This window comes from Pseudomonas sp. GW822-FHT05A08, from assembly GCF_058800485.1.
Genome location: NZ_CM179511.1, coordinates 5,345,903 through 5,367,207 on the forward strand (window position 1 = coordinate 5,345,903; position 21,305 = coordinate 5,367,207).

The 21,305-nt window shown below is 61.3% G+C and carries 21 protein-coding genes; 7 read left to right on the forward strand and 14 right to left on the reverse strand.

The genetic code is table 11. The features are described 5' to 3' along the window. Positions 1-6: 6 nt before the first annotated feature. From AC3RCP_RS23905 to AC3RCP_RS23915, 3 genes are all read right to left on the reverse strand, one after another. Positions 7-1,353 (reverse strand): ATP-binding protein, encoded by a 1,347-nt coding sequence (locus AC3RCP_RS23905; RefSeq protein ID WP_007931779.1) that lies wholly within the window; start codon positions 1,351-1,353, stop codon positions 7-9. Then, the gene (locus AC3RCP_RS23910) at positions 1,350-2,027 is read right to left on the reverse strand and encodes a response regulator (protein WP_007931776.1); all 678 of its coding nucleotides are present in this window, start codon (positions 2,025-2,027) and stop codon (positions 1,350-1,352) included. Before AC3RCP_RS23910 ends, AC3RCP_RS23905 begins: the two co-directional genes overlap by 4 nt. Before the next feature lie 118 nt (positions 2,028-2,145). Next, on the reverse strand, positions 2,146-2,748 hold the full coding sequence (locus AC3RCP_RS23915) for a hypothetical protein (RefSeq protein WP_007931772.1): 603 nt from the start codon (positions 2,746-2,748) through the stop codon (positions 2,146-2,148). Between the two features lie 144 nt (positions 2,749-2,892). On the opposite strand from AC3RCP_RS23915, the gene AC3RCP_RS23920 reads away from it, so the two are divergent. Then, a complete protein-coding gene (locus tag AC3RCP_RS23920; protein WP_101338805.1) occupies positions 2,893-3,684 on the forward strand; it encodes a dienelactone hydrolase family protein in 792 nt (263 codons plus the stop codon). 103 nt (positions 3,685-3,787) lie between these two features. Continuing rightward, positions 3,788-4,513: a 4'-phosphopantetheinyl transferase family protein gene (locus AC3RCP_RS23925; protein WP_101338806.1), complete on the forward strand. Its 726-nt coding sequence runs from the start codon at positions 3,788-3,790 to the stop codon at positions 4,511-4,513. Between the two features lie 27 nt (positions 4,514-4,540). Here AC3RCP_RS23925 and AC3RCP_RS23930 read toward each other — a convergent pair whose 3' ends face one another. From AC3RCP_RS23930 to AC3RCP_RS23940, 3 genes are all read right to left on the reverse strand, one after another. Continuing rightward, positions 4,541-6,151: an ATP-binding protein gene (locus tag AC3RCP_RS23930; RefSeq protein WP_007931766.1), complete on the reverse strand. Its 1,611-nt coding sequence runs from the start codon at positions 6,149-6,151 to the stop codon at positions 4,541-4,543. Next, positions 6,148-6,873 carry a winged helix-turn-helix domain-containing protein gene (locus AC3RCP_RS23935; protein ID WP_492570849.1) on the reverse strand — a complete coding sequence of 242 codons (726 nt, stop codon included), beginning with the start codon at positions 6,871-6,873 and terminating at the stop codon, positions 6,148-6,150. Before AC3RCP_RS23935 ends, AC3RCP_RS23930 begins: the two co-directional genes overlap by 4 nt. 364 nt (positions 6,874-7,237) lie before the next feature. Then, complete coding sequence (locus tag AC3RCP_RS23940; RefSeq protein ID WP_155274260.1) at positions 7,238-7,405, reverse strand: hypothetical protein; 168 nt, start codon at positions 7,403-7,405, stop codon at positions 7,238-7,240. A 199-nt stretch (positions 7,406-7,604) separates the two neighbouring features. On the opposite strand from AC3RCP_RS23940, the gene AC3RCP_RS23945 reads away from it, so the two are divergent. Beyond that, positions 7,605-10,496: a ribonucleoside-diphosphate reductase subunit alpha gene (locus tag AC3RCP_RS23945; RefSeq protein WP_007921632.1), complete on the forward strand. Its 2,892-nt coding sequence runs from the start codon at positions 7,605-7,607 to the stop codon at positions 10,494-10,496. A gap of 367 nt (positions 10,497-10,863) precedes the next feature. On the opposite strand, the gene flgE is transcribed toward AC3RCP_RS23945, so the two are convergent. The 6 genes from flgE to AC3RCP_RS23975 form a co-directional block, all read right to left on the reverse strand. After that, complete coding sequence (flgE, locus tag AC3RCP_RS23950) at positions 10,864-12,189, reverse strand: flagellar hook protein FlgE (protein WP_009050299.1); 1,326 nt, start codon at positions 12,187-12,189, stop codon at positions 10,864-10,866. Between the two features lie 30 nt (positions 12,190-12,219). Next, on the reverse strand, positions 12,220-12,948 hold the full coding sequence (gene flgD, locus AC3RCP_RS23955) for a flagellar hook assembly protein FlgD (RefSeq protein WP_007921630.1): 729 nt from the start codon (positions 12,946-12,948) through the stop codon (positions 12,220-12,222). A 15-nt stretch (positions 12,949-12,963) separates the two neighbouring features. Next, complete coding sequence (gene flgC / locus AC3RCP_RS23960) at positions 12,964-13,407, reverse strand: flagellar basal body rod protein FlgC (RefSeq protein ID WP_007921629.1); 444 nt, start codon at positions 13,405-13,407, stop codon at positions 12,964-12,966. A gap of 3 nt (positions 13,408-13,410) precedes the next feature. Beyond that, a complete protein-coding gene (flgB, locus tag AC3RCP_RS23965) occupies positions 13,411-13,818 on the reverse strand; it encodes a flagellar basal body rod protein FlgB (protein ID WP_007921628.1) in 408 nt (135 codons plus the stop codon). Between the two features lie 243 nt (positions 13,819-14,061). Then, positions 14,062-14,889, reverse strand: coding sequence for a protein-glutamate O-methyltransferase CheR (cheR, locus tag AC3RCP_RS23970; RefSeq protein WP_007921627.1), 828 nt, complete (start codon positions 14,887-14,889; stop codon positions 14,062-14,064). A 44-nt stretch (positions 14,890-14,933) separates the two neighbouring features. Then, a complete protein-coding gene (locus tag AC3RCP_RS23975; protein WP_007921626.1) occupies positions 14,934-15,866 on the reverse strand; it encodes a chemotaxis protein CheV in 933 nt (310 codons plus the stop codon). A 74-nt stretch (positions 15,867-15,940) separates the two neighbouring features. Here AC3RCP_RS23975 and flgA point away from each other — a divergent pair, with 74 nt between their 5' ends. From flgA to AC3RCP_RS23995, 4 genes are all read left to right on the forward strand, one after another. After that, positions 15,941-16,702: a flagellar basal body P-ring formation chaperone FlgA gene (gene flgA / locus AC3RCP_RS23980; RefSeq protein ID WP_009050304.1), complete on the forward strand. Its 762-nt coding sequence runs from the start codon at positions 15,941-15,943 to the stop codon at positions 16,700-16,702. A gap of 149 nt (positions 16,703-16,851) precedes the next feature. Next, complete coding sequence (gene flgM / locus AC3RCP_RS23985; RefSeq protein WP_009045139.1) at positions 16,852-17,172, forward strand: flagellar biosynthesis anti-sigma factor FlgM; 321 nt, start codon at positions 16,852-16,854, stop codon at positions 17,170-17,172. Between the two features lie 50 nt (positions 17,173-17,222). After that, entirely contained in the window at positions 17,223-17,690 is a 468-nt protein-coding gene (locus AC3RCP_RS23990) for a flagella synthesis protein FlgN (protein ID WP_007921623.1), read from the forward strand. Positions 17,691-17,785: 95 nt separating this feature from the next. Beyond that, positions 17,786-18,532 carry a flagellar brake protein gene (locus AC3RCP_RS23995; RefSeq protein WP_101338808.1) on the forward strand — a complete coding sequence of 249 codons (747 nt, stop codon included), beginning with the start codon at positions 17,786-17,788 and terminating at the stop codon, positions 18,530-18,532. Between the two features lie 57 nt (positions 18,533-18,589). Here AC3RCP_RS23995 and AC3RCP_RS24000 read toward each other — a convergent pair whose 3' ends face one another. Further along, entirely contained in the window at positions 18,590-19,972 is a 1,383-nt protein-coding gene (locus AC3RCP_RS24000) for an MFS transporter (protein WP_007921621.1), read from the reverse strand. A gap of 70 nt (positions 19,973-20,042) precedes the next feature. Further along, a complete protein-coding gene (locus tag AC3RCP_RS24005; RefSeq protein WP_178081117.1) occupies positions 20,043-21,284 on the reverse strand; it encodes a glutamine synthetase family protein in 1,242 nt (413 codons plus the stop codon). Positions 21,285-21,305 lie beyond the last annotated feature (21 nt).

Consider the following 21,305-nt stretch of genomic DNA (forward strand, 5'->3'; position numbering starts at 1 on the left):
CGCCGATCAAATCGCCGGGAAGTGAATGCGGAACGCCGCCCCGCCCAGGGTGGAATCGCCAAGGGTCAGTTGCGCGCCGTAGCTGTCGATGATGTCCTTGACCACCGCCAGGCCGATCCCCTGCCCCGGATGCTGGCGATCCAGCCGTTCGCCGCGCTGGAGAATCCGCGCCCGCTGGTCCGGCGGCACGCCCGGCCCATCGTCCTCGACACACAACTGCGCGCCGTGGAGGTCTTGGCGGACACTGATACGCACCTCGCTCAGGCACAGGCGGTAGGCGTTCTCCAGCAGGTTGCCCAGCAATTCGAGCAAGGCACCATGCTCGATCGGCACATAGCAGCGCTCCGGCAGATCGAACGAAACCCGCACCTGTTTGTCGCGATAGACCTTGTCCAGGGTGTCGCACAGGCTTTTCAGCACCGGACGCAAACGCACCTGGTGGCGCACCAGGCCACTCTTGCGCAGGCTGGCGCGCTGCAGCTGGTAGCTGATCTGCTGGCTCATGCGTTCGATCTGGGTCTGCAGCACCCAGGCCTGTTCGCGGTCTTGAGGACGCAGGGCCATGTCCTCGCTGACCCCTTGCAACACCGTCAGCGGGGTCTTCAGGCTGTGGGCCAGGTCATCCAGGGAATCGCGATAACGGCTGCGTTGCTCGCGCTCGCTGTGCAGCAGGCGGTTCAACGAGCCGGTCAGGCGCAGCAGTTCGCGTGGATGTTCTTCGCTGAGGCTTTGCCGGGTGCCGCTCTCGATTTCGTCCAGCTCCTGGCTCAGCCGGCGCAATGCCTGCAGGCCCCAGGTCAGGCCGAGCCAGAGCAGCGCCAGGAGCACCAGCAACGCGGCGCCGAACCCGAGGTAGAGGTTTTCCCGCACCCCTTCCAGGGTCAACTGGTACTCACGCACCGGCTGCAAGGCGACGATGCTGAACGCCGCGCTTTTACCGCCCAGCAGCTTGACCTCGACGTCGTAGACGAAAAACTCCTGGCCGTTGACCTCGCGGATACGCGCGAACTCGTTGCCGCGCCCGTCATACCGCGGCTTGTAGTTGATGTTCTCTTCCTGGGTCGCCTTGGAGCGCCAGACCAGCCGCCCCTCCCGGTCGTAGATGTAACCCAGGAGACGGCTGTCGGTCAGATTGAAGCGCTCGTCCGGCAGTTGCGCCGGCATTTGCAGGTGATTGTTCTCGACCCGGGCCGCCGAGATCAGCGTGGTCACGTCGGAGGCCAGGCGCTGCTCGATGGAATCCTGCAGCGCCAGGCTGAACGCGCCTTGCATGGCCGGCAACAACGCCAGCATGAACAGCACCGCCAGCGTCGTGGCCGCCAGCATCAGGCGCAGGCGTAACGATCGGATCATCGGCAGCGCTCGTTGAACAGGTAACCCAGGCCACGCACGGTATCGATGGGCTTGAAGCCCGACGGCCCTTCCAGCTTGCGCCGCAGGCGGCCGACCAGCACTTCGATCACGTTCGGATCGCGCTCGTCATCGTCCGGGTACAGCTGCTCCATCAGCCGATCCTTGGCCACCACCTGCTGATGGTGGCGCATGAGGTACTCGAGAATCCGGTACTCGTAGGCGGTCAGCGCCAGCGGCTGTTCGTCAAGCGAAGCCTGCTTGCGATTGAGGTCGAGCAGCAGCGGGCCGGCGATGATAGTCGACTGGGTGAACCCGCTGGAGCGGCGCAGCAGCGCATTCAGGCGTGCGTCCAGCTCCTCGAACTGGAAGGGCTTGACCACATAGTCGTCGGCGCCGGCGGCCAGCCCTTCGACCTTGTCCTGCCAGTTGCCGCGTGCCGTCAGGATCAGGATCGGAAACGCCTTGCCCCGCGAGCGCAGCTGGCGGATCAGGTCCAGCCCGCCCATGCCCGGCAGGCCCAGGTCGATCACCGCCAGATCATGGTTGAACTGCTCGGTCTGATACAGCGCCTCCTCGGCATTGGCCACGGACTCGACCACATGGCCGCTGTCCGTGAGGCGGGTTTGCAAGTGATGGCGCAGCAGCGCCTCATCTTCAACGACGAGCAGTTTCATGCAGCTCTCCCAAGCAAAATTCGACATCTCCAAGGGCGCTCAGGCGCCCTGATCGTATATATGGCAACGCCGGATCTTGCCTTGGCAGATCCGGCGCGCTCAGAACCAGGACAATATTTTAGAAAGCGTAGTTGGCCGACAGGTAGGTCTGGGCGCTGCTGGTCAGGCTCAGCGAACCCTGCTTGCTGCCACTGCGCTCGCTCATCTCGGTGCTGGCATTGCTGCGCAGGTAACGGTAACCCAGTTCGACCGAAGTGTTCTGTGAAACCTGCTGCAGGACACCGGCCTGCACGCCGACGGCATAACCGATATCGCTGTCGCGGCTGAAACCTGGGGAATCCTGGGTCAGCTTGGTCAGGCCCGCGGTACCGCCGCCGAACAGCTTGGTGCTGCTGGTCACCGGCAGGAACACATCGTAGCTGCCGAGCAGGTTTTCCTGGCGCAGTTTAATGCCATTGTGCGAGCCGGAGACATTGTCGTAGGTGGCGTAGTAGCGGTGCTGGTCATTCTGCTGACCCAGGCGCACGCCCCAGGTATTGTCCTTGCCGATCACACCGTCGGCGTTCGGGTTGTTCAGGTTGCTGTTGAGCAGGCTGGACTTCTTGACCTTGTCGCTGGTCTGGCCATAGGTAAGGCTGGCGAAGTTGCTGTCGGCGGCCTGGACGACAGCGCTGGCGCCGAGAACAGTGAAGGCCAGGATCATCTTCTTGAAAGTAGTCATGGGTGTTTCCTCATTCGCTATGTGTTTTTGGGTACGGGAGCCAGACTACCGACCCCGCCCTGAACTCCCCCTGAACACACTCTGAACCTCGGCTGAATCAAATCGACTAGGCTGTTGGGCAGTCTTTTAAAAGGAGAACGGACCATGCGCGCGCTTTTCGCTTGCTTGTTGTTGGCTTTCTGCGGCTTGAGCCAGGCAGCCATCAAGACCCAGGAAATCCCCTACCAGAGCCCCGACGGTACCCGGCTCATCGGCTACTACGCCTATGACGACAGCCTGCAAGGGCCACGTCCCGGCGTCGTGGTGGTGCATGAATGGTGGGGCCTGAACGACTACGCCAAACGCCGGGCCCGGGATCTCGCGGCCTTGGGCTACAGCGCCCTGGCCATCGATATGTACGGCGACGGCAAGAACACCGAGCACCCGAAAGACGCCATGGCCTTCATGCAGGCCGCCTCGAAAGACAGTGCCGCCGCCAGCGCGCGCTTCAAGGCCGGGCTCGACCTGCTGAAGAAACAACCACAGACCGACCCGGCCAAGCTGGCCGCGATCGGCTACTGCTTCGGCGGCAAGGTGGTGCTGGACGCAGCGCGCCAGGGCCTGCCCCTGCTCGGTGTGGTGAGTTTCCATGGCGCCCTGGTCACCAGCACCCCGGCCACTCCCGGCAACGTCAAGGCGAAAATCCTGGTGGAGCACGGCGCCCTCGACAGCATGGTCACCGCCGATAACGTCAGCGCCTTCAAGGCAGAAATGGACAAGGCCGGCGCCGACTACCGGTTCGTCAACCTCGAGGGCGCCAAGCACAGCTTCAGCAATCCGGATGCCGACCGCATGAGCCACGGCGAACATGGCGGGCTGGACATCGGCTACAGCAAGGCCGCCGATGAACGCTCATGGGCGGACATGCGAGAGTTCTTCAAAAAGCTGTTCGGCTGACCCCGCGTCGACCGCCCCGAGGTCTCAATTCCCGGGGCGGCGGCATCGAGGCCGGTGCTTGCCAGGCTACCCTCCAGCCTTACAACCCGGCAAAATGCCTGGCATGAATCGCATCCCCACCCTCCCCGCCTGCTGCACCCCACTCGACGACCAGTGGCCGCTGCCCGACGCCCTGCCGGACACCGTCCTGCTCGGCACCCATTTCGATGCCTCGCGCCTGGCCAGCAACGACTTCCAGCTCAGCGCCATCGAGCCGCCCGCGAGCATTCAACGTTCGGTGGCGAAACGGCAGGCCGAGTTTCTCGCCGGGCGTTTCTGCGCCCGCGCCGCCCTGCAACGCCTGGACGGCCTGGACTGCATTCCGCCGATCGGCGAGGACCGGGCGCCGATCTGGCCGACGCACATCAGCGGCTCGATCACCCACAGCACCGGGCGTGCCGCGGCGATTGTCGCGCGCAAGGAGCATTGGCGCGGGCTGGGCATGGACCTGGAGAACCTGCTCAACAGCGAACGGGCGGAACGCCTGGCGGGGGAAATCCTCATCCCGGCCGAAATGCAGCGCATGGCCGCCGCCCCGCGGGAACAACTGGCGCTCTGGGTCACCCTGACCTTTTCGGTGAAGGAAAGCCTGTTCAAGGCGCTGTACCCGATCGTCCGGCAACGCTTCTACTTCGAACACGCCGAAGTGCTGGAGTGGACGGCCAGCGGCCAGGTCCGCCTGCGCCTGCTGACGGACCTGTCCAGCGAATGGCGCAATGGCAGTGAACTGGACGCGCAATTCGCCCTGCAGGACGGGCAACTGCTGAGCCTGGTCAGTATCCGGGCTTGATGCCCGGACGAACCTGAGCGCAAGCCTTCAACCTTTATCCTGATGCCGTGGCCAGCTCAGGCTGAAGCAGGCGCCACCGAGGGTCTTGCTCCTGCTGATCAATGCCCGGCCGTCGTGCCAGTGAATGATCCGCCGCACGATCGACAACCCCAGGCCGTGCCCACCCGAAGCGCGGGTACGGCTGTCATCCAGGCGCAGGAACGGGGTGAAGATCCGCTCCCAGGCGCTTTCCGGAACCCCTGGACCATCGTCCTCGACATCGACCCGGCAACGCATCTGCCCCACCTGGTAACTGACCAGCACCTGCGACTCGGCGTGGCGCATGGCGTTGCTCACCAGGTTCTGCAACGCCCGATGCAGGTAGCGCGGCTCGGCCTCGACCCAGGCGCCATCGCAATCCGCCGCGGACAGGCACGAACCACGCTGCACCTTGACCTGCGCCCGCAACGGCGCCAGCTCGCTGATCACCTGGTTGATCAGCGCGTCCAGGTCGATGCGCTGGAAGTTCAGCGCTGGCGAACCCTGCTCCAGCCGCGCATAGGTGAGCATTTCGTCCACCAGCCGGTCGAGGTCCTGGATATCGTTGTCCATGCCCTCCATGTACTTGTCCCGGGCCTGCGGGGTGGTCGCCGAGCCAATCATCTCCAGGCCAAAGCGCAGGCGCGCCACTGGCGTGCGCAACTCGTGGGACACCGCGCGCACCAGCTCGCGCTGGATCGCCAGCAAGCGCTGCAAATGCTCGGCCATGCCGTTGAAGGCCGCCGCCAACCGTCCCACGGAGTCGGCGCCACCGGCCGGCACCCGGGCTTCCAGGCTGCCCTTGGCAATGCGCGTGGCCGCCGATTCCAGGCCACGCAAGCGCCGCTCCAGCTGGCGTACCAATAAATAGACGATCAGGCCGATCAGGCTCAGGCCCAGCACCGCGATCAACACCAGCCATTGCGGCGGGTAGGGATTCATCTGGTACAGCGGGCCGATTTCCAGCACCCAGGGCGTGCCCACCATCCCTGCGAACACGCGGATCGAATCGCCGCCCTTGCCCAGCGCCATCACCGTATCGCCCTCGGCAACCCGGCGACGCTGGTCCTCGTCCATGTCCGCGTCGTCCTGGGTGACCAGGTGCATGTCGAAGCCAAAGCCTTTGTTCTTTTTCAGTGCCGCCAGGCGTTCCGGCTGCTCGGCCACCGGAAAGCGCACCAGCTCGTCGGCCAGCAGATAGATAGTCGCCCGCGCCAGTTGTTCGCTGATCTGCTGCACTTCACCGGTCAGCAACAATTGCTCAGGCTCGCTGACCAGACGGTAGACCCGTGCCGCATAAGGCCCGGTCTGCTCCACCAGGGCCTGGCCGCGCAAAACGCGGTTGCGCTGCCCGAGGTCGAGGCCGGTCTGGGTGAAGGTCTGCAGGGTCAGCGGGATGCCCAACAGGCGTTCCCACACCGCCAGGGCGCGGCGGCGCTCGATCTCGCTCATGGGTTGCAGGTTGTCGGCCATCAGCGAGAACGTACCGTGGGCCAGGCGCTCGCGGTATTGCTCGCTACGCACCTGGTTGAGCAGGTGCAGCGCCAGTACGCCCAACAGCGCCACCAGAATCAGCGCGGCGCACATGCCGCCGTAGATGCGCAGGAATATGGAGTTCACGGCGACAGGTCGGCAGCGGCTTCGGGGACGAACAGATACCCCTTGCTGCGGATGGTCTTGATCAGCCGCGGGTGTTCCGGGTCGTCGCCGATTTTCGGACGGATCCGCGAAATGCGCACATCGATGGAGCGGTCCTGGCCGTCATAGCCGATGCCGCGCAGGGCGGTGAAGATTTCCTCGCGGGACAGAATGCGCCCGGCGTTGGTCACCAGCAGCCAGAGCAGGTCGAACTCGGCGCTGGTCAACTCGATCCCGGCGTCGTGCAGCCAGGCCTCGCGCAAGGCGCTGTCCACCACCAGCGGGCCGAATTGCAGGCGCCGGGATTTCTCCGGCGCGCTGCTTTCCACGGGTTCGCTGCGCCGCAGCAGGGCCTGGATCCTGGCCAGCAACAGGCGCGGACGGACCGGCTTGCACACGTAATCGTCGGCACCGGTGTCCAGCCCCAGTATCTGGTCCATGTCGTCGGTGCGCGCGGTCAGCATCAGGATCGGCCCGTCGTAGCGATCGCGGACCTTGCGGCAAATGCTCAGGCCATCCTCGCCGGGCAGCATCAGGTCGAGGATCACCAGATCGGGTTGTTCGGCAATGATCCGCGCCGCGGCCAGGGCGCCGTTGCCTTCGATGGCGACACGCAATCCATTGCTCTGCAGATATTCACAGGTCAACTCGGCCAGTCGCTGATCGTCCTCGACGATCAATATCTGCCACGCTTCTTGCTCCACGGTGACCTCTGCTTGCCAGATACGGGCTCAGGAAGAATCCGCCCGTCTTTTTGTAATGTGAGATGGATAAAACAATGTCTGGAAGGCCCGATTGTAGCAACGGCAAAGGCCGTGAACACAAGGCGCTGAATGCGCTCGGTAAAGGCGTTTTTTTGTGATAGGGTTCGCGCCCGCAAAAATCCGCCCCGGGCAGTTTTGCAGGGTAAAAAACAGTGACAAACGGTAGGATCCAGCCCTGCTGCGGCCTGCGTGAGGTTTACCTGCTTCATACACAATTTACGCACAACCTTATCCACAGGCTGTACGTTGCAATCACCCCCAAAAACGCATTATCTTGTAGCTCGGCTGCAAAAAAACCCTACATCTAGGGTTTCAGGCCAAAAACCAAACACAAATCAGACAAGAAACTCAAGCGCTTTTCTTGCACTCGTTTGGTGGAACCAATCGGATTTTCAGAAGCCAAACCGCGCGTGCGGATGGCTGCGGTTTTCCAGCCCACGGCGAGGAAAACGGTACGGGTGTTGCAGTACATGACTGTCACCCATCAGGAATACGGTCACGAGCCACTGGCTCGCGACCTATGACTTCGGCATGGAAGCGGCGCCAACAGCCCCCCTTCCTGAACTGTCCCGAAGTCGTTATGCCCGGCGTGCGCCGGTTGTAGTGCTTCAGGACGGAACGGTGGGCACCCAAAGGGTGCCCAAACAAACATAGAGAACGTGGAGACACCCATGCAAACCGACACAACTCGCGAGAACCCGCAGGCCAAAGCGCCGCAGGCTGCCGATTCCAACCTGGATCTGTCTGCCACCGCGCCTGGCCAACTGCGAGTGATCAAGCGTAACGGCACTGTCGTTCCTTACACCGATGACAAAATCACCGTCGCCATCACCAAAGCGTTTCTCGCAGTTGAAGGCGGCACCGCTGCCGCTTCGTCGCGAATCCACGACACCGTCGCTCGCCTGACCGAGCAGGTCACCGCCACCTTCAAGCGTCGCATGCCTTCGGGCGGCACCATCCATATCGAAGAGATCCAGGACCAGGTCGAACTGGCCCTGATGCGCGCCGGCGAGCAGAAAGTTGCCCGCGACTACGTGATCTACCGTGACTCACGCGCCAAAGAGCGCGCCACCCGCACCCCAGGCGAAGAGCCGGTGCAGGCTCACCCGTCGATCCGTATCACCCGTACCGACGGCAGCTTCGCGCCTCTGGACATGGGCCGCCTGAACACCATCGTCACCGAAGCCTGCGAAGGCCTGGAAGAAGTCGACGGCGACCTGATCCAGCGCGAAACCCTGAAAAACCTCTACGACGGCGTAGCGCTCAAGGACGTCAACACCGCCCTGGTGATGACCGCGCGCACCCTGGTAGAGCGCGAGCCGAATTACTCGTTCGTGACTGCCCGCCTGCTGATGGACACCCTGCGCGCCGAAGGCCTGAGCTTCCTGGAAGTGGCCGAGAGCGCCACTCACCACGAGATGGCCGACCTGTACGCCAAGGCACTGCCGGCCTATGTCGCCAAAGGTATCGAGTTCGAACTGCTGAACCCGGTGCTGGCCGAATTCGACCTGGAGAAACTCGGCAAGGCGATCAACCACGAGCGCGACCAGCAGTTCACCTACCTGGGCCTGCAGACCCTGTACGACCGTTACTTTATCCACAAGGATGGCGTGCGCTTCGAACTGCCACAGGTCTTCTTCATGCGCGTGGCCATGGGCCTGGCAATCGAAGAAAAACAACGCGAAGACCGTGCCATCGAGTTCTACAACCTGTTGTCGTCCTTCGACTACATGGCTTCGACTCCGACCCTGTTCAACGCCGGCACCCTGCGTCCACAGCTGTCGAGCTGCTACCTGACCACCGTGCCGGACGACCTGTCGGGCATCTACGGCGCCATCCACGACAACGCCATGCTGTCGAAATTCGCCGGTGGCCTGGGCAACGACTGGACTCCAGTGCGTGCGCTGGGCTCCTACATCAAGGGCACCAACGGCAAGTCCCAGGGCGTCGTGCCGTTCCTGAAAGTGGTGAACGACACCGCGGTAGCCGTGAACCAGGGTGGCAAGCGCAAAGGCGCTGTGTGTGCCTACCTGGAAACCTGGCACATGGACATCGAAGAGTTCATCGAGCTGCGCAAGAACACCGGTGACGATCGTCGTCGTACCCACGACATGAACACCGCCAACTGGATCCCTGACCTGTTCATGAAGCGCGTCTTCGACGACGGCAAGTGGACCCTGTTCTCGCCATCGGAAGTGCCGGACCTGCACGACCTGACCGGCAAGGCCTTCGAAGAGCGCTACGAGTACTACGAAGCCCTGTGCGAATACGGCAAGATCAAGCTGTTCAAGACCATCCAGGCCAAAGACCTGTGGCGCAAGATGCTGTCCATGCTGTTCGAAACCGGCCACCCTTGGCTGACCTTCAAGGACCCGTGCAACCTGCGCAGCCCACAGCAGCACGTGGGTGTGGTCCACAGTTCGAACCTGTGCACCGAGATCACCTTGAACACCAACAAGGACGAGATCGCCGTTTGCAACCTGGGCTCGATCAACCTGCCGAACCACATCGTCGACGGCAAGCTGGACACCGCCAAGCTGCAACGCACCGTGAACACCGCGGTACGCATGCTCGATAACGTGATCGACATCAACTACTACTCGGTACCGCAGGCGAAGAACTCCAACTTCAAGCACCGTCCGGTCGGACTGGGGATCATGGGCTTCCAGGACGCGCTGTACCTGCAGCACATCCCTTACGGTTCCGATGCCGCTGTCGACTTCGCCGACAAGTCCATGGAAGCGGTGAGCTTCTACGCGATCCAGGCGTCCTGCGACCTGGCCGACGAGCGTGGCGCCTACGAGACGTTCCAGGGTTCGCTGTGGTCCAAAGGCATCCTGCCGCTGGATTCGCAACAGATCCTGATCGAGTCCCGTGGCCAGAAGTACATCGATGTCGACCTGAACGAAACCCTGGACTGGGCACCAGTGCGCGCCCGTGTACAGAAAGGTATTCGTAACTCCAACATCATGGCCATCGCGCCGACCGCAACCATCGCCAACATCACCGGCGTGTCGCAGTCGATCGAACCGACCTACCAGAACCTGTATGTGAAATCGAACCTGTCGGGCGAATTCACCGTGATCAACCCGTACCTGGTTCGCGACCTCAAGGCTCGTGGCCTGTGGGACTCGGTCATGATCAACGACCTGAAGTACTACGACGGTTCCGTGCAGCAGATCGAGCGTATCCCGCAAGAACTCAAGGAGCTCTACGCGACGGCCTTCGAAGTGGAAACCAAGTGGATCGTCGACGCCGCCAGCCGTCGCCAGAAGTGGATCGACCAGGCTCAGTCGCTGAACCTCTACATCGCCGGTGCTTCGGGCAAGAAGCTCGACGTGACCTACCGCATGGCTTGGTACCGTGGTCTGAAAACCACTTACTACCTCCGTGCCCTGGCCGCGACCAGCACCGAGAAGTCGACCATCAACACCGGCAAGCTGAACGCTGTTTCCAGCGGCGGCAACCACGGAGACGACTCGGTCCTGGCGGCTCCAGCCGGTCCAGCTCCAGTGCCGAAGGCTTGCGCCATCGACGAGCCGGATTGCGAAGCTTGCCAATAAGCTGAGCCGATAGGCGCCTGTCGGCGCTTATCCGAACCCCCGACAGGCCCCTGGCCTGCCGGGGGTTTTCTTTTGCCTGGGAAAAGCCACAGCGCCGGACGGCACTCGAGGACGAAGCCCTCCCACAACTTGCTGCACGCGATTTGCCAGAAGCCCCCATCGCCAGCTTCGCGGGAATGAACCCGCCGAATACAGCCCTGCGGGCCAGGCAGCCGCAGCAGGACCGATACACCTCCTCCGCATGCCATATCCCTCATCGCGAGCAAGCTTCGCTCCTACAGAAGCAGGCCACGGTGGATGAATCTTGCAGGCACAAAAAAGCCCCTGCGGTGAGGGGCTTTTTTCGAGCGCTGTCAGCCAGCCATTATCAGGTCATCTGAATAATGGTCTGCATGATGGTGCTCTGGGTGGAGATGGTCTTGGCGTTCGCCTGGTAGTTGCTCTGGGCCTTGATCAGGTCCACCAGCTCGTTGGTCAGGTTGACGTTCGACTCTTCCAGGGAGTTGGACACGATCGAACCCAGGGTACCGGTTTGTGGAGCATCGTAACCCGGTACGCCCGAAGCGTAGGTTTCTCTCCAGCTGGTGCCGCCTACCGGCTGCAAGCCTTGTTCGTTGGTGAAGCTGGCCAGGGAGATCTGGCCGATGGCCTTGTTCTGGCTGTTGCTGAAGTTGGCGAACAGGGTACCGGTGCCGTCGATGGTCAGGTTGGTGATCTGGCCAGTGGCGTAGCCGTCCTGCACCGGCAGCGAACGCGCGGTATCGGCGTTGAACTGAGTGGTGCTGGTCATGGAGATGGTCACGCCGCCGGGATTGGCGCTGGCACCGTTGGCCTTCCACGTACCGTTGGTCACAGTGCCAGGCACCCAACCCGCCAGGGTCAGGTTGTTGCCCGGATTAGGCGTAGTGGCAGGCGGAGTGATGACCGAAACCAGTTTGCCGGCGGAGTCGAAATTCATGGTCGATGCGACTGGAGCCGTAGCGCCGGTGGTGGTCGGAGCGGAACCATCGAGGTTACGACCATCGACCAGGGTGTAGGTCTTCCAGGTGTTGGCACCGGTTTTCACCATGTACTGGTCCAGCTTGTGCTCGTTGCCCTGGCTGTCATAGATCGGCGTGCTGAACTGCTTGGTGTAGGTTTCCACCTTGGTCGGATCGAAGGCAAAACCTGTCACGCTCTGGTCGATGACCGGCGCGGTGGAGTTCAGGTTGATGGTCGAGGACACCGAGCTGGTGGCCTTCGGCGACAGGTTCGAGGTGTCGATACGCAAGTCGGTCAGCACGCCGTTGACGATCTTGCCATTGGCATCGACCGCATAGCCTTGCAGGCGGGCAGTGCCATCGGTGTTGGTGATGTAGCCGTCCTTGTCAGTCTTGAAGGTACCGGCGCGGGTGTAGGTCAGCGAGCCGTTGTCGCTCAGCACGAAGAACCCCGAACCCTGGATACCCATGTCCAGTACGTTGCCGGTGTTGTTCACGTCGCCCTGGCCGAACTGCTGGGAAACGTTGGCCAGGCGCACGCCATTACCTATGGTCTTGCTACCGGTGCCCAATTTGGTGGCCGAGTAGACGTCGGCGAATTCGGCACGGGACGATTTGAAGCCGGCGGTCGCCACGTTGGCGATGTTGTTGCCGGTCACGTCCAGTTGCTTGTTGGCAGCATAGAGACCGCTAAGGCCGATATTAAAAGACATATTCCACTCCTTGTGCCGTGTTAGTCGGCTCTAGATACCAATGGTTTGAACTTTGGAGAGCGCCACGGGGCTGCTCAGTCCCGCAAGGTTCAACATCAGCTCACCGCCGGTCTGGCTGATGGTGACGCTGTTGACCGTCGCCGGCAGGTAGGTGACCAGATCGGTCGCCTTGCCATCGATCTTTGTGCTGGCCTTGAAGGTGTAATTGCCCGGATCGGCCTTGGTGCCGTCGGTCTTGGTGCCGTCCCAGACAAAGCTGGTACTGCCGGCCTTCTGGCTTCCCAGGTCGAGGGTCTTGACCGTTTTGCCATCCTTGTCGGTGATGGTCACGGTGACGCCGCTGACTCCGGTAGGCACTGTCACCGAACCGGTCATGCTCTTGGTGGTGTCGACCTGAGTGGTACCGGTCTGGACGATCACCGAACGACCCACCAGGGACGAAGCCTGCAGGGCCTGGGACGACTTGTAGTTGCCAGTGATGGAGTTCACCGAGGTATTGAGGGTGGTGATCCCTTCCAGGGTGGAGAACTGCGCCAACTGGGCAACGAATGCGCTGTTGTCCTGTGGGTCCAGCGGGTTCTGGTTTTTCAGCTGGGTCACCAGCAACTTCAGGAACGCGTCCTTGCCCAGCTCATTTTTGCCCTTGACGCTATTGGTGGCCGCCGCCAGGCCGTCATTGCTGGTGGTCGGGGTCTTCTTCGAGGAGTTCGCAAGGACCTCCTTGAGCGTCAGGCCACTGGTGGTATCGGTAACACTCATCTGAGTCGCCCCTTATCACTGACCGAGGGTCAGGACCTTCTGCATCATGGTTTTGGCGGTGTTCATCATTTCCGCGTTGGTCTGGAACGAGCGGCTGGCGGAAATCATGTCGGCCATCTCTTCCACCACGTTGACGTTGGGGTAGTAGACATACCCCTTGGCGTCGGCGGCCGGATGGTTAGGCTCGTAACGCGCCTCGAGGTTGCTCTGGTCCTCGACCACACCCAGCACCTGAACGCCCTGACCGGCCGCGTCCTGATTCTGGAACAGCGACTCGCTGCCACCGCTTTGCGCGCCCTGGAACATGGTGGCGAACACCGGGTGGCGCGCACGGTAGGTCTGGTCGATGCTCGAGGAGACTGTCTCGGCGTTGGCGATGTTACTGGCGACGGTGTTCAAACGAGTGGTCTGGGCACTCATGCCACTACCGGCAATATTGAAAACACTGGCGAGGGACATGGATTACTCTCCGCGCAGGGCTGACACCAGCCCTTTGAATTTGCTGTTGAGCAGCGTGAAGCTGGCCTGGAAGTTCACCGAGTTCTCGGCGTAGTTCGACTGTTCCAGTTGGGCATCCACGGTGTTCTGGTCGATCGACGGCTGCATCGGTGTGCGGTACAGCAGCGATTCGTCGCCGCTGCCCAGACCTTCAGCTTCGATGTGCCGGCTGTTGGTCATGTTCAGGGCAAAGGTGCCGTTCTTGGCTTTCTCGTTCTGCTCGGCGAGCACGGCAGAGAAGTCCAGATCCCGAGCCTTGTAGTTCGGGGTGTCGGCGTTGGCGATGTTGTTGGCCAGCACCTCGGCACGCTTGGCGCGAAAACCAAGAGCCTGCTCATGAATGCCGAGCGCTTTATCGAAGCTGATGCTCATGTCGGGAAACCTTCGACCAGATTTTTCGTAAACGGGATATAGCAAGCTGCGTGCCAAGTGCTAAAAGCCCGTAAATCAAGGCTTTGCCGGCAGCGGCAAAGCGGCAATGCCAGAAAAGCGGCAAGGCATTTCCGCGAAACGTCAGCAAAGCGGCAATGCAGCGGTTGCCGCCTCTCCTGCGCTGGCAAAATCGCAGGCACAAAAAAGAGGCCCGAAGGCCTCTCTTTTTCAACAACGACAATCTTACTTCGCCTGGTAAATGATCCCAGGGCTGCACTGGACCATCTGGTAGTGGTCGGGCAATCCATTGAGCGCCTCGGAAGCGCCGAGAAACAGGTAACCACCCGGCTTCAGGGTGCTGTGAATGCGCATCAGGATGTCCTTCTTCACCTCGGCGGAGAAGTAGATCAGCACATTGCGGCAGAACACGACATCGAATTTGCCCAGGCTGGCATAGCTGTCCAGCAGGTTGAACGAGCGGAACTCGACCCGGCTCTTGATCGGCGCCTTGACCACCCAGCGCCCCGGCCCCTTGGGGTCGAAATAGCGCTGCAAGCGATCGGCCGACAAACCGCGACCGATCGCCAGGCTGTCGTACTCGCCGGTCTTGCAGTTGTTCAGCATGGTCCCGGACAGGTCGGTGGCAACGATCTGCACCCCCATCTTCAATTGCCCCATGTTGGTCTTCTCGAACTCGTCGATCGACATGGACAACGAATAGGGTTCCTGCCCCGAGGAACAGGCCGCCGACCAGATGCGCAAGCGCTGGTTGGGGCTGGCCTTGATCGCCTCCGGCAAGACCTTGTTCTTCAACACCTCGAATGGATAGGTATCGCGAAACCATAGGGTCTCGTTGGTGGTCATGGCGTCGACCACCATCTCTCGCAAACCGCTGCGCGGCTGGGACTGAATGCGCTGAACCAGCTCCCCGAGGGACTTGATGCCTTGCTGTTCCATCAGTTTGTTGAGACGGCTCGACACCAGATATTGCTTGTTCTCACCCAGCAAGATCCCACAGGCTTTTTCCAGGAACACCCGGAACTGTTCGAAATCCAAATTACCCGTAGACAATGATGCCGCCTCTTAAATCGTGTGACCGCCAGGGATGGATATCCCTAGCTGTTATCTGCTGCTTTGATCCGGTCGACAACCCGGGATGCCAGGTCATCAGGACGAAACTTGGCAAGGAAGTCATCGGCACCGACCTTCTTCACCATCGCCTGATTGAATACACCTGACAACGAAGTATGCAGGATGATATGCAGCTTTTGCATGCGTGGATCGTTGCGTATTTCAGCCGTGAGGGTGTAACCGTCCATCTCCGGCATCTCGATGTCGGAGATCATCATCAGAAACTCTTCTTCAGGTTTCTTGCCCTCGTCGACCAGCTTGCGCAGGTAATCCAGCGCCTGTCGGCCGTCGTTCAAGGCCACCACCTCGACCCCCACGGTCTGCAAGCAACGCGTGACCTGCTTGCGCGCCACCGACGAGTCATCGACCGTCAGTACCCGCAGTGAAACAGCCTTGTGCTGAGTCTCGACATCCACCACGCCGACCGAAATGGTCTCGGGCGTCGGCGCGACCTCGGCCAGCACCTTCTCGACGTCGATGATTTCCACCAACTGATTGTCGACCCGCGTCACCGCCGTCAGGTAGTGATCGCGCCCCGTCCCCTTGGGTGGCGGATGGATCTCCTCCCAGTTCATGTTGACGATGCGCTCGACCGACCGCACCAGAAACCCCTGGGTCTTGGTGTTGTACTCAGTGATGATGACAAAGGGGTTGCTCAGATCCTGCAACCCGCCTGAACCGGTGGCCATCGCCAGGTCCAGGATCGGAATGGTCGCCCCTCGAATATTCGCGACACCGCACACCACAGGACTGGATTTGGGCATCAACGTCAGTTTGGGGCATTGCAGCACCTCCCGAACCTTGAACACGTTGATCCCATAGAGCTGCTGCCCGTCGAGACGGAACAACAACAGCTCAAGGCGATTCTGCCCTACCAGTTGCGTGCGCTGGTTCACCGAATCCATTACACCAGCCATGCCCAGACTCCCCAAAGCTTAAGTTCCGACGCGCGCTCATCGCTAAACGGCACGGCGCTTGCTTTTTAACTGTTATGAACGCCAAAACGACATTTTCCCGACGCCTGACATCAAACTACCGCAGATTGCTGTACGGGCTGTCGGCTTTGTTTTTTTTAAACCCTGGCCATCCTGCCGTTGCTGACTCGGTAACCCTGCCTGATCTACTTATCGGCGTCACTCAGGGGTTTCTTGAATTCACCGTAGAAGACTATTTAGCCACCAGTCAAACGCCTGGGCGCTACGAGATCCAGGTCAATCAACTCGACCCGCGGCTGCGCATGCCGCACTGCGACAAGGAATTGACAGCGACCCTGGAAAGCCCGGCGCAACCGCTGGGACGCGTGACCGTTCGCGTCCGTTGCGACGGCGCCTCGCCCTGGACCGTATTCGTGCCCGCCCAGGTCAAGCTGTTCCGCGAGGTGGTGACCACCACCCGGCCACTCAAGCGCGCCGGCATCATCAGCCCCGAAGACGTGATGCTGCGCGAGCGCGATATCGGCCAGATCAACCAGGGCTATCTGACTTCAGTGGACCAGGCCATTGGGCAGAAGCTTGTCCGACCAATGGTCGCCGACCAGCTCGTCACCCTGGTTCACCTGGAACAGGCGGAAGTGGTACGCAAGGGCGATCAGGTGGTGATCTCTGCCCGTAGCGGCACGCTGAACGTGAAAATGCCCGGCGAAGCCTTGTCCAATGGCGGCATGAGCGAGCAGATACGGGTCAAGAACCTCAATTCACAACGGGTCATCAAAGCGCGGATCACCGCGCCGGGACAGGTGGAAGTCGCCATGTAGACGACTGGCGCTGTGCACTGTTGCCCCCTAAACTGTGGCCCATGCAGGGCAACAGCGGCGCGTGCGGGCTTATCGATATTTGAGCCTAAAGTTTTCCGGCGTATTGCCGAAAACAAGTCAAGCGTCCAAATACCCAGAGGTTTTTTACCATGGTCATCGATTTCAGCCGTTTAAACAGCTCTCCCTCACTCACCGGCAGCACGCGCACCAGCGCCAGCAAGGAAACCGGCGACGCCGACAAATCCGCGCCGCTGAACGCTCCGGCCGAACAGGCCAGCACCAGCGGGGAGTCGGTACACCTCAGTAATGAGGCTCAACAGTTGCAGAAGATCACTGACAAGCTGCGCGACCAGCCTGCCGTCGACAACGCCCGCGTGGCCGAGCTGAAGCAAGCGATTGCCGATGGCAGCTATAAAGTCGACAGCAACCGTGTAGCCAGCAAACTGCTTAATTTCGAAGCCCAGCGCTAGCCAATAAGGCCTGCGCCAGTTTTTTGGACGCTCAAAACCCAAGGCCATACATGCACGACACTAATTTGCTGCAACTGATCACCGACGACTTTGCTCCAGCTCAACAATTGCTGGAATTGCTGCGCACCGAATCCCTAGCCCTGCACGGTCGCGACATGCCGCTGCTGGAAGAGATTCTCGCGCAGAAGCAAGCCCTGATCATTTTGCTCGAGCAGCATGGCCGCAAACGCAGCGAACTCCTCGCCAGCCTGAACCTTCCTGCCAGCCGCGCCGGCCTGGAACAGTTGGCCAGCCACTCCTCGATCGGCGACCAGTTACTGGCCCAGAGTGACGTGCTGACCCAAATGCTTGCCGATTGCCAGGCGGCGAACGAACTCAACGGTCGCTCGATCCAGGTTCAACAGGCCACCACCGCCAATCAATTGAAAATCCTCACCGGTGGCGAGCCTCCAGCCCTCTATGATGCCCGTGGCTCAACCGCCAAGCTGGCCAAGCCTCGCCCGCTTAGCCAGGCTTGACCCCAGAGATGAGCGCGCCCTATCAAGTCGCGGAACATGCTGGCAAAATGCCGGCTCTTGCGTGTAGTCGTATTTTGTCTGGAGATTGATGAACCGTGTTCAATGCCGTAAACGCAGAAGATGCGCCGCAGCCACCCAAGGTGCTGACCACCTCCTTGGAAATCAACTCCACGCTGCGCTTGCTGCAAGACAGCCATGACCCGCTGATCATCACTTTCCACGAACGCAGCCAGCGCTTTCAAAGCTATCTGGTCGAGATCGATCGTGACAGCAACATGATTGCCCTGGACGAAATGATCCCCCGCGATGGCGAACGCTTCATGCTCGCCGGCGAACCGTTTCGCGTCGAAGGCTTTCACGAAGGCGTGCGCATCGCCTGGGAAAGCAATGGCATCCCGACTATCGACGAGTCCAATGGTGGGCGATGCTACCGCGGTACGCTGCCAGACGAAGTGGTCTATCACCAGCGCCGCAATGCCTTTCGCGCAGCCCTGAAGCTGGCCCAACTGGTCAACATCGAACTGGGCGGCGAAAAACTCAAGACACCGATCGCCGGCAAGCTGCTGGATATCTCCGCCACCGGCTGCAAGCTGCGCTTCGAGGGCGACATCTCCGGCCGCCTGCAACTGGGCCAGGTCTACGAGCGTTTTATCGCCGCCCTGCCCTTCGGCAGCATGACTGCGCCAGTGGAACTGCGTTACCTGCACCACGAAGAGAAGATCGACACGACTTTCGCCGGCGTGCGCTTTCACAACATGAGCGGCCTGGTTCAACGCCAGGTCGAGCGCTTCGTCTACCAGCTGCAACGCGAAGCCCGGCGCTTCGACAAAGACGACCTCTGAGATTCGAGCGTCGATAAAAAACGGGCAGCCCCTTGCGGAGCTGCCCGTTTTTCGTTTCTAGGGCCTGGCCCCACTGAACTGGTCCGGCCCTGGCTCATCCGGCTTCACTACCGGCTCCTCAGCCTCAACCTCATCCGTGGCCGGCGTCTCGACCGGAGGCTCGGCTTCCGGTGCGCTGGTCTGTTGCATCTGATCTTGCACCACTTGCTCATCGACCCGCGGATCGAGCGCGGCCACCAATGGCGAACTGGACATGCTGTCCGGCATCGCCACGTGATGCAGCGGCGCATCATCGACCTGATGCAGGTTGGTCACGGCTTTCGGCCGGATGCGCCAGACCAGTACCAGGGCAAAGAAACTGAAGAACGCATAGAGCATCTGGCTGCCGAACAACTTCATCAGCACCCCCGCCACCAAAGGCCCGACACTGGCCCCGACGCCATAGGTCACCAGCAGCATCGCGGTCAGCGAAACCCGCCGATCGCCTTCGACATGGTCGTTGGAGAACGCCACCGCCAGCGGGTACAGGCAGAACTGCACCAGCGAACAGAGGAACCCCAGGGCGAACAGCACCTCCAGTGGCACCTGGGGCAGAATCGCCAACGGCAAGGCCACGACTGCCAGGAAGCAGGCAAAGCAGCGAATCAGCAGGGCCCGATCATAACGGTCGGACAGCCATCCCAATGGCCACTGCACTACCAGCCCGGCAAAAATGCAGCTCCCCATGAACAGGCCAACCTGCTCGGTACTCAAGCCCTGCTGGGAGGCATACAGCGGTGCCAGACCATAGAACGAACCGACAATCAGCCCCGACCCGAGCACCGTGCTCAGCGACTGCGGAACGCGCTTGATAAAGAAGCGCGGTTCCATGGGCGCCGGATGCAAAGGCGCCGGGTGAATACGCCGGGTCATGGCCACCGGTACCAGGCACAGGGCAAAACACAGGGCCACCAGCATCAGCAACTCAAGCCCGAGGGCCGGATGCATGACCAGAATCAACTGCCCCAGGACCAGCCCCAGATACGAGGCGATCATGTAGCCGCTGAACACCAGCCCGCGCTGCTTGGCATCGGCCTGCTCGTTGAGCCAGCTTTCGATGACCATGTACTGGCACATCATGCCCAGGCCGACGATCATCCGCAGCACCAGCCAGGCCGGCAACCAGTCCACCAGGCCATGCCCCAGCACCGCCGCACCGACGATCCCGGCACAGGTGGCGTACGCACGGATATGGCCGACCCGGGCAATCAGGCGGTGGCCGATTTTCCCGCCCAGCACCAGGCCGAAATAGTTGGCCGCCATCAAGGCCCCCACCCATAACCCGTCGACATGATCGGCGGCCAGGCGCAACGCCAGGTAGGTACTGAGTAAGCCCGAGCCGATCAACATCATCAGCGAGGCGAAATAAAGCGCTCGAAAGGATTTCCAGATTTGGCGCATCGGCGTTCCGAGCGGCTCCTTGAATTGAGTGTCGGGCCATCTGGACGATAGCCCGACTGCGACGGTTCGGTTAAGCCTGGGCCGCTAAGACGCGCCGCTCCCAGGGAGTTATTTCATCAAAGAAACTGGTCAACTCCATGGTCTTCGAAGCGACGTAACCTTCGACGAACTCATTGCCGAACAATTCCTTGGCCAACTGGCTACGTTTCAGACGCTCAAGAGCGGCATGCAAGGTACAAGGCAGAGATAAACTGTCCGGCACGGCAAACTCACCCTGAATCGCCGGCGTCGGTTCCAGCTCGTTTTCGATACCGTGCAAACCTGCCGCCAGGCTCGCGGCGATCGCCAGATACGGGTTGGCATCGGCACCCGGCAAGCGGTTCTCGACCCGCCGCGCCACCGGCGAACTGGCCGGAATGCGCAGGCCTGCCGCCCGATTGTCATGGGACCAGCAGGCATTGTTCGGCGACGCGTAAGGATGGCACAGGCGCTGGTAGGAATTGACGTTCGGTGCGAACAGCGCAGTGAAATCCGCCATCCCCGCCTGCAGCCCGCCAATGAAGTGGCGGAACATCGCGGTCGGCTCTCCGGCCTCATCACTGAACACGTTACGCCCGCTGGCCGACTCCACCAGGCTCTGGTGAATATGCATCGAACTGCCCGGTGTGTGCGCCAGCGGCTTGGCCATGCACACCACGGTCAGACCATGCTTGAGCGCCACTTCCTTGAGCAGGTGCTTGAACAGGAATGTCTGGTCGGCCAGCAACAGCGGATCACCGTGCAGCAGATTGATCTCGAACTGACTGACGCCCATTTCATGCATGAAGGTATCGCGCGGCAAGCCCAATGCCGCCATGCAGGCATAGACCTCACTGAAGAACGGCCGCAAACCGCTGTTGGAACTGACGCTGAACGCCGAATGCCCATCCTCGCGACGACCGTCCAGGCCAAGGGGCGGCTGGAAAGGTTGGGTCGGGTCGGTATTGGGAGCAAACACGAAAAACTCCAGCTCGGTCGCCACCACCGGCGCCAGGCCGTGAGCGGCGTACCGCGCGATGACCTCTTTGAGCTGGCCCCGGGTGGAAAGACGCGAGCTTTCACCGCTCAACTCGTCCGCATCGCAAATCGCCAGCGCACGCGGCTGCGAACTCCAGGGCAGGCGATGAATCTGTTGCGGGTCGGCAGTGAGCGCCAGGTCGCCGTCGTCACTGCCGTAAAAACGCGCGGGTGGATAACCCCCCATGATGCATTGCAACAGCACCCCACGGGCCATCTGCAGACGCCGCCCTTCGAGGAACCCCTCGGCGGTCATCACCTTGCCCCGTGGCACGCC